A 7,029-nucleotide genomic window follows, 5' to 3' on the forward strand; every position below is an offset into this window, starting at 1 on the left:
GCCTACCCCAAACGGAGGTTTGTGCCTCTGAGTTACCGCGTTGTTACTTCGGCGCGTTGTTACTTCGGCGCGTTGTTACTTCGGCTCAATCTCGGGCAACGAGCTATCGTCGCGGGCGAAGAACATCAGGTGCTGCCAGGGCAAATCGTTGTACTCACGGACGAGTTTCATATTTGCCGCAGCGTACTCTTTCATGATTTGGTTCTTGGACATCTTATGCAGTGGCTTGATCGGCACCTCTGGGTCTTCGGCGCGATACTCTAGCAACGCGACTACTCCGTCGGACTTCAGACTCCGGCGAATCGCCCACAGCATCGACACGGGGTGTGAGAACTCATGGTAGACATCGACGAGCAGTACCAAGTCCACCTCGCCAACTGGTAACTTCGGGTCGTCCACCTTGCCGAGAATCGGTTGGATATTGTCAATTTTCGCCCGCAGCATGTTCTGTCGCAGCTTCTGCAGCATCTGCGGCTGGATATCCACGGCCAGCACTTGACCGGCCGATGGCGCGCCATCCCCAGCCCCACTTTCCCCAGCCCCACTTTCCCCAGCATCGTCATCCTGTTCGGCGAGGTCGATGTCGCCGGAATCCCGCTGCTCGCTAGCACACTTCCGCGCCATGGGGAGGGTCCAGTATCCGTTGCCGCAACCGAGGTCCACGACCGTCATGCCGGGCTCGATGCGAAGTTCGCCGAGTGCCTCGAGTGCATTTTCTTCGTCGTTGCGTTCGGGGCGGATCAACCAGGCCGCCCCGCGGTGCGACATGGGCTGAGCGACGATGCGGCCCATGTAGGTTCGCCGCGCCCGTTCGTTTGGCCGTGCCGGGGACGTGGCGTCCGCCGACTCCGGTGCAGCATCGGAAGAGGCCACCTGAGAAGCCGTTTCGGGCGTTTGCTGCGAGATGACAGCCGGTGCTTCGGCACCCCATGCTTGAGCAGTGTTCGATACGAGCATGGTGCTGGCAGCGAACCAACAGCAAACCAGCCCAATCCGGCTGGCCATCGCTTCGGCGGGGAACTGGGCCACTCGCCGATGCCGGCTATTCGGCCTCATCGGTAACCAACTCAAACTGCGGCTGGAACGCTTCATCGAACGCATACACATTGTCAAAATCTTCCCGCCGGTCACTGGCGCTTTTTCGCATTTGCTCGATACGGATCAGGTTATAAACCAATTCGCCGAAATCGCCCGTGCAGTGCAGACCCCATCGCCCGAGCACCATGCGAGCGAGGTAGCCGTATTGATCGATCGCGTAGAGCCGACAGGCTTCACAGAGCTGTTGGCCGGTCAGATGCCGCGGCGCCTCGATGTCGGGCTCATCACTATGGCAGTATCCCAACGGCCCGATTCGGTCGAGGTTATCGTGGGCGTACTGCAGCGACTCGCGGATGAATTGATACGCTTCCAGCTTGTAGCGGGGATCATCACGAAGAAGATCCCGCATGGCTTTGAGGGGCGAGGTCATGGGCGTGCGTTGGGCAGGTGAGGAAATAATAGCAGCGTGATAAATAGCGTCGGATCCCGGTTTCGAAAACGCTCCGACCTAGTGGGATTGTACTCGTCTTTGGCTAGCGATAACACTCCAGACGGCATGCTATCTCGGTGGAGCGGGGAAGTTTTCGCGTGCCCGGGAGGGGCGAGGTTGACGTCGGAGCCATTGACTCCGGGCTTCGGTCACGAGCCGGCTCGCGGCTTCTTTTTGCCACGCACGGGCGGTCCGGTGCCGACGACGAGAACTTGGACCACATCGCCACTGGCGACCATGACGCGGCGCTGGTCCTCGGTATGGACGATCAATTGCCCTGCCAAGATGTCCTGCGCAATCACTTTCCCGGTGCCCTCGCGGGTCAGAATTTTACTACCGATCGGCGGCAGTTCAGCCGCCAACGATTCGTACGTATCGAACTCGTATCGCAAACAGCACTTCAGCCGCCCGCAGCGGCCGGAAATTTTGGTCGGGTCGAGCGAGGACCGCTGCAGCTTGGCCATCTTCATCGAGACCGGCGGCATCTTGCTAAGAAAACGACTGCAACAAACCTCTTGACCACAGTCGCCGTAGTCGGCGAGCAGTTTGGCCTCTTCGCGAATCCCGATTTGCCGCATTTCAATTCGCGATTGAAACTCGCGACCGAGCAGTTTCACCAGGGCCCGGAAATCGACCCGTGTCTCCGACAGGAAATAGACGATCACGCGTTCGCCGCCAAGCAAGCGTTCGACGTCGATCAACTGCATCGGCAGCTTCAACTTGTCCACATGCGGTTGGCACGCCGCGAGATCACGGCGGGTCATCTCGGACATCTGAGACCAATCCCCGCGATCGGTCCCATCGAGGCGACGGAGTATTCGGCCGTTGGTGGGATCTTTCAATCCGCCAATCGCGGCCGGTGTCGCCTCACACAACACCGTCCCAATCTCAGTTCCCCGGTCGCTGCGAATGACGACTTCGTCGCCATAGCGAAATGATTCCTTCGCCGTCATCACACCGAGCAATCGCATGCTGCCGTAACGGCACACGTACTGGAGAGACGCGGAGGGAGCTGATTCAGATTGCAGGATTCAGCTCACGCAAAGAAACGCTGGACGGTTTCGATGGTTTTCTCTGCCGCCGTCTGAGAGTCCGGCAAGGGAAACGCTTCGGCACAGAGGTATCCATCGTAGTTGATTGCACGCAGCGCCGCCGCGATGGGTGAGTAGTCCATGTGCGCCAACCCCGCGGCGCGGCGGTTCGAATCAACCAGGTGCACATGCCCGATGTGGCCCGCCCCGGCAACGATCGCTTCGGCCACATTCGCCTCTTCGATGTTCATATGGAACAAATCGGCGAGCAGCTTCACATTGTCGCTTTGAAGTCGATCGAGGAAGGCGACGCCATCGCTCACCGTGTTGATCAAATTGGTTTCATATCGATTGAGTGGCTCGTAGATGAGCGGCAGCTGAAATGTCGCAGCGTGAGCGGCGAGTTCTTCGAGCGATTCAGCAAGATAATCGAGAGCCTGCTCTGGACTGACCTCTCCGCCATGCCGTCCCTGCATCGAGCCGATGATGGCGGGCGCCGAGAAATCGCCGCCGAAATCGATCATGGATTTAATGAAGTCACGGGCGGCGGCGCGGCGGCCCGCGTCAGGGTCGGTGAGGTTCAGGCCGTGTTTGACCATCCCTGCTCCGGTTCCCACAGCGGCGACAGCCAAGCCTGTGCTCGCGACGAGCTGCCGCAACTCCGCTCGGTCGACCGCATCGGGTCCCGGGGCAAAAATTTCGACGGCATCGAAGCCCAAGTCGGCGGCGCGTTGAAAAGCATCCGGCAGCCCATCCCAAAAGACAAACGGCCCACCGCGGGCCTCCTCGACAAGACTGACTGTGATCGCTGATTGGGTCATTACAAGATTGGAAAGTAAGTTGAATGCGAGGGACGATTAACTTCGGACTGACGAAACTCGACCGTGGCGAGCGTCCCCGAAAATTGGCCGCCACGCTCGGAGGAACGCGGCGACGAATACCGGCGCTACCGAGCGAGAATTAGTGCTCGTGCTTGGTCTCAAACTTGAGCGCGTTGAGCCAGTTCTGCAGTTTGTGCGCGTTCTCGTGCGTCGTGGTTTTGTGGCTGAGCCATTTGGGGCAGCGGTACTTGATGTCGATGTGACCGTTGTGGTCGTGCTTCTCCACTTCAACCTTCAACTTCTTGAGCGTCTCAACAATCTGATCAGCTTGCTTGGCGTCGTGCTCATGCCGCACCGTCCATTTTTCACAGCGGTAGGAAACAACTTCGGAGGCCGCAGCAGTCTGGCTGCTGGCAGTCCCCATGGAAACCAGCGTGACGACCAGGGCCATCATGACAAATCGAAACATGGACAGAAACCTTCAAGAAAACGAGGGTGTGAAATTTGAGGAACCAGGTAAATTGGTAGTGGTTGGACAGCGGCCAGGTCAAGCCCGCGCCGGTCGAGCGTGGCACGCCAGCGATGGACCGGATCGACCGCTACCGGCCGGGCCGGAGGACAGAACCACTGGGACTGCGGACCGACTCAGGACTTCGTCGAACGAGACTTGGTCCCAGCCTTGGATTTTGATTTGGATTTGGACTTCGATTTCACCTTCACCTGCTGGATCGCGATTTGAGGTCCCGGACGACGACCTCGGCGCTTGCCGAGTTCCAAGGGAGTGAAACGCGGATTGGCAGGCTGAAGCAGTTTTGTCAGGCAATAGGCGTTGATCGTCAGTTCCAGCTCGTTGGCCTCGCGGATCGTCGCCGCGTGCAGACTGCGCGGCATCCGCACGGTGATCACGCGTGGGGGTTCCTGCGAGGTCGAACCGGAATCGTCTTGACTACGGATCGCAGTGACCATCTCGAGCAACTCGGCGAACTCCGAGGTCGTCTCGAAATAGCGACGCGCCTCCGGGCTTTCATAGAGCTGGTCGACGACGCCGCCGGGCGCAATCATCGTGCGATAGAAAACGACCCAACTGCCGGTCATCGCGAAAGCCTCCTCTGCCTGGCGAAGCACCTGTGCCGGTCGATGCTCCATTGGCAGATCGGGTTCAATTGGGGAGAGCTGGAGAGCCTCAGCGACGGGTTGGTCCATGGAACTGGGGAGCACCGACGAGCCCCGACTACCGGTATCGGCCCGGGCGACCCCAGCGACAACGTCACTGGCGTAGACCGTGGGCCCAGCCGGCTTGGCCGCGGCATTCTTTTTCTTGGGACGCACCGTCTTCGTGCGACTGGCGGCCGACCGGCCCGGAGTTTTGGATCCCGCAGCTTTGGCCCCCGTGGCTTTGGATCCCGCCGCCTTCGATCGGGCCGCTTTCGAATCCTGACTAGCCTGCTTCCCCGCAGCGCTTTTCTTCCTCGGCGACGCACCTTTTGCTGACGCACGCGCTGCCCCAGACCGCGGCGACGGCGTGTCGCGGCGAGCGGATGAGGAGCTGGTGGACTTGCCCGAGTCGGCGGGGGACGTCATGTCGTTTCCAAGATAGCGGGATCGAAAGCCACGCCGTTGGTTCGGGCCGCAGCCTCTGGCGTGTACTCCCTGCATCTTGAAACCGGGGTCAAACCCCTGCACGTAACCTATTGCTAGCAACAGCACTTACATGGCAGACACAGCCGTGCCCATTTTTTACGCACCGGTCAAAATCTCGCGGCCTCGAGCGACTGCACGTTTTTTAAGCATGCGATTTCACCCCGCCCGCCAAGTGTCCACCTCGCGGCCAGTGGCAAAATTCGTTGATTCTCCCACTCTCCCCGGCTGCGGCTCTGGTCTATGCTTGGCCTCGCAAATGGTGTGTTTTCTTGGCCTGGTTTCGCGAGCGATTTCGATGCGGTTTGACGATGTGGTGTTGGCAGGGGTCGGGGTCACGATCCCGACAGAGGTTTGGTCGAGCGACGAGATTGAACGGCGACTCGCTCCGCTGTACTCTCGACTACGCTTACCTGAGGGACGCTTGTCGCTGATGAGTGGCATCGAGCAGCGACGGGTCTGGCCTGCGGGAGAGATGCCCAGTGGCCCGAGCGTGATCAGCGGCCGAGCGGCGATCGAGGCTGCGGAGATGAAAGGGAACCAAATCGGGGCTCTGATCCACGCCAGCGTCTGTCGGGATTTCCTAGAACCCGCCACGGCTTCGCGGGTGCACCACGGACTGGGACTGGCCCAGGATTGCTGGGTCTACGATGTCTCCAATGCGTGCCTCGGCGTGCTCAACGGAGCGGTCCAAATCGCGGGCATGATCGCCGCCGGAATGATCGAGGCGGGTGTGGTCGTGGGAACCGAGAACAGCCGACCGCTACTCGAGGCGACCATCGACTCGCTCAACGCGGACGAGTCGCTGACACGGAAAAGCGTTAAGCCGGCGTTCGCTTCGCTCACGATTGGCTCGGGTAGCTGCGCGTGGCTGGTTTGCCGCCGCGACCTACGCCCCGATGCCACACCGATCTCCTACGCGATCGCTGAAGCCAACACCGCCTTCCACGACCTATGCCGCAGCAACCAGGATACAGCCGGCGCCGACATGCGCCCCTTGATGGACACCGACTCCGAAACTTTGATGGCCGAGGGCATTGCCACAGGCGTCTCGGCTCTCGAACGACTGGTCGCCGAATCAGGGTGGGACCGTGAGAGTTTGACGCGGACCGTTTGCCATCAAGTCGGCACTCGCCACCGCGCTGCGATGCTGTCCGCGATGGGACTCGACCCAGCGCGGGATTCCATCACCTATCCGGTGCTCGGCAACACGGGGTCGGTGGCCTTGCCGCTGAGCGTCGCGGCGGCCATCGAGCGCGGCGAACTCGTTGCCGGCGACCGAGCGGCGCTACTTGGCATCGGGTCGGGGATCAATAGCGTGATGATTGCATCACAGTGGGGACACACCCCTGTCCGTGGCGACTGGTCTGGACTGCTGGACGAAGCGCCTATCTGAAAGGGCCTTATCCGGTGGCGTTCGCGTGCGATCAAACCACCGGCTACTTTCGATCATCCCTGACAGGATACTTCTGGATATTGAGCAGCTCGTTGGTTCGTCCGACACGGTGGTTACTACGGTTCATCCGACGGAAGCGTGCGCAGAGCACAGCGGAAAGTTTTTTGAGTACTGTCATATCCAGAACGAAAAGTTGCAGTGCGCGCGTACGCTCAGCGGCACCACCAATAGGGTAGCTTTTTCGACACTCAAAGTCCACTGTTTGTCGGCCAGCCAGCACGGCTCGGTTAGCTTTGGTGGTTCAGTCTCGCCACCCTGGTAGATATCCGAAGCTCTGAGAGCCCCACACTGTCTCATCCGGCGTTTGAACCGCTAACAGAGCATCTCACTCGAGCACGGGCTTGCTCAGCAGAGCTACGCTCCACCGATACCCTCGGCATGCGACGACGTTGTTAGTGTGCTTGGCAGCACGACAATTCAGCCTAAGGCTTCAGAGCTTCGGACGGTTTCGATTCTACAGTGTTTTCCTGGTTCACTCCAAGACGAATTAGTAAGCCGATCAGCAAGTCGCCGATCGATTGAGGGCCTCGACGCTTCTTGCCAGCGAGAAGCTGC

Annotated in this window: 7 protein-coding genes; 1 reads left to right on the top strand and 6 read right to left on the bottom strand. The window is 60.0% G+C overall.

What is annotated here, in order from left to right:
- Positions 1-75: 75 nt before the first annotated feature.
- From CA85_RS23455 to CA85_RS23480, 6 genes are all read right to left on the bottom strand, one after another.
- On the bottom strand, positions 76-1,056 hold the full coding sequence (locus tag CA85_RS23455; protein WP_246113097.1) for a class I SAM-dependent methyltransferase: 981 nt from the start codon (positions 1,054-1,056) through the stop codon (positions 76-78).
- Positions 1,043-1,468, bottom strand: coding sequence for a Minf_1886 family protein (locus tag CA85_RS23460; protein ID WP_146393951.1), 426 nt, complete (start codon positions 1,466-1,468; stop codon positions 1,043-1,045). Before CA85_RS23460 ends, CA85_RS23455 begins: the two co-directional genes overlap by 14 nt.
- Positions 1,469-1,677: 209 nt before the next feature.
- Positions 1,678-2,499, bottom strand: coding sequence for a PSP1 domain-containing protein (locus CA85_RS23465; RefSeq protein WP_146393953.1), 822 nt, complete (start codon positions 2,497-2,499; stop codon positions 1,678-1,680).
- Between the two features lie 65 nt (positions 2,500-2,564).
- Complete coding sequence (locus CA85_RS23470; protein ID WP_146393955.1) at positions 2,565-3,380, bottom strand: sugar phosphate isomerase/epimerase family protein; 816 nt, start codon at positions 3,378-3,380, stop codon at positions 2,565-2,567.
- A gap of 139 nt (positions 3,381-3,519) precedes the next feature.
- Positions 3,520-3,849, bottom strand: coding sequence for a hypothetical protein (locus CA85_RS23475; RefSeq protein WP_146393957.1), 330 nt, complete (start codon positions 3,847-3,849; stop codon positions 3,520-3,522).
- 176 nt (positions 3,850-4,025) lie between these two features.
- Positions 4,026-4,961, bottom strand: coding sequence for a hypothetical protein (locus tag CA85_RS23480; protein WP_186775174.1), 936 nt, complete (start codon positions 4,959-4,961; stop codon positions 4,026-4,028).
- Between the two features lie 355 nt (positions 4,962-5,316).
- Here CA85_RS23480 and CA85_RS23485 point away from each other — a divergent pair, with 355 nt between their 5' ends.
- Positions 5,317-6,414, top strand: a complete 1,098-nt coding sequence (locus CA85_RS23485; RefSeq protein WP_146393959.1) for a 3-oxoacyl-ACP synthase III — start codon at positions 5,317-5,319, stop codon at positions 6,412-6,414.
- Positions 6,415-7,029: the final 615 nt, after the last annotated feature.

It is taken from the genome of Allorhodopirellula solitaria (assembly GCF_007859855.1).
GTDB classification, from domain to species: domain Bacteria; phylum Planctomycetota; class Planctomycetia; order Pirellulales; family Pirellulaceae; genus Rhodopirellula; species Rhodopirellula solitaria.

Bases quoted from the DNA above. Each gene is read 5' to 3' on its own strand.
- CA85_RS23455 (WP_246113097.1), bottom strand. From the start codon at position 1,056: ATGAGGCCGAATAGCCGGCATCGGCGAGTGGCCCAGTTCCCCGCCGAA.
- CA85_RS23460 (WP_146393951.1), bottom strand. From the start codon at position 1,468: ATGACCTCGCCCCTCAAAGCCATGCGGGATCTTCTTCGTGATGATCCC.
- CA85_RS23465 (WP_146393953.1), bottom strand. From the start codon at position 2,499: ATGCGATTGCTCGGTGTGATGACGGCGAAGGAATCATTTCGCTATGGC.
- CA85_RS23470 (WP_146393955.1), bottom strand. From the start codon at position 3,380: ATGACCCAATCAGCGATCACAGTCAGTCTTGTCGAGGAGGCCCGCGGT.
- CA85_RS23475 (WP_146393957.1), bottom strand. From the start codon at position 3,849: ATGTTTCGATTTGTCATGATGGCCCTGGTCGTCACGCTGGTTTCCATG.
- CA85_RS23480 (WP_186775174.1), bottom strand. From the start codon at position 4,961: ATGACGTCCCCCGCCGACTCGGGCAAGTCCACCAGCTCCTCATCCGCT.
- CA85_RS23485 (WP_146393959.1), top strand. From the start codon at position 5,317: ATGCGGTTTGACGATGTGGTGTTGGCAGGGGTCGGGGTCACGATCCCG.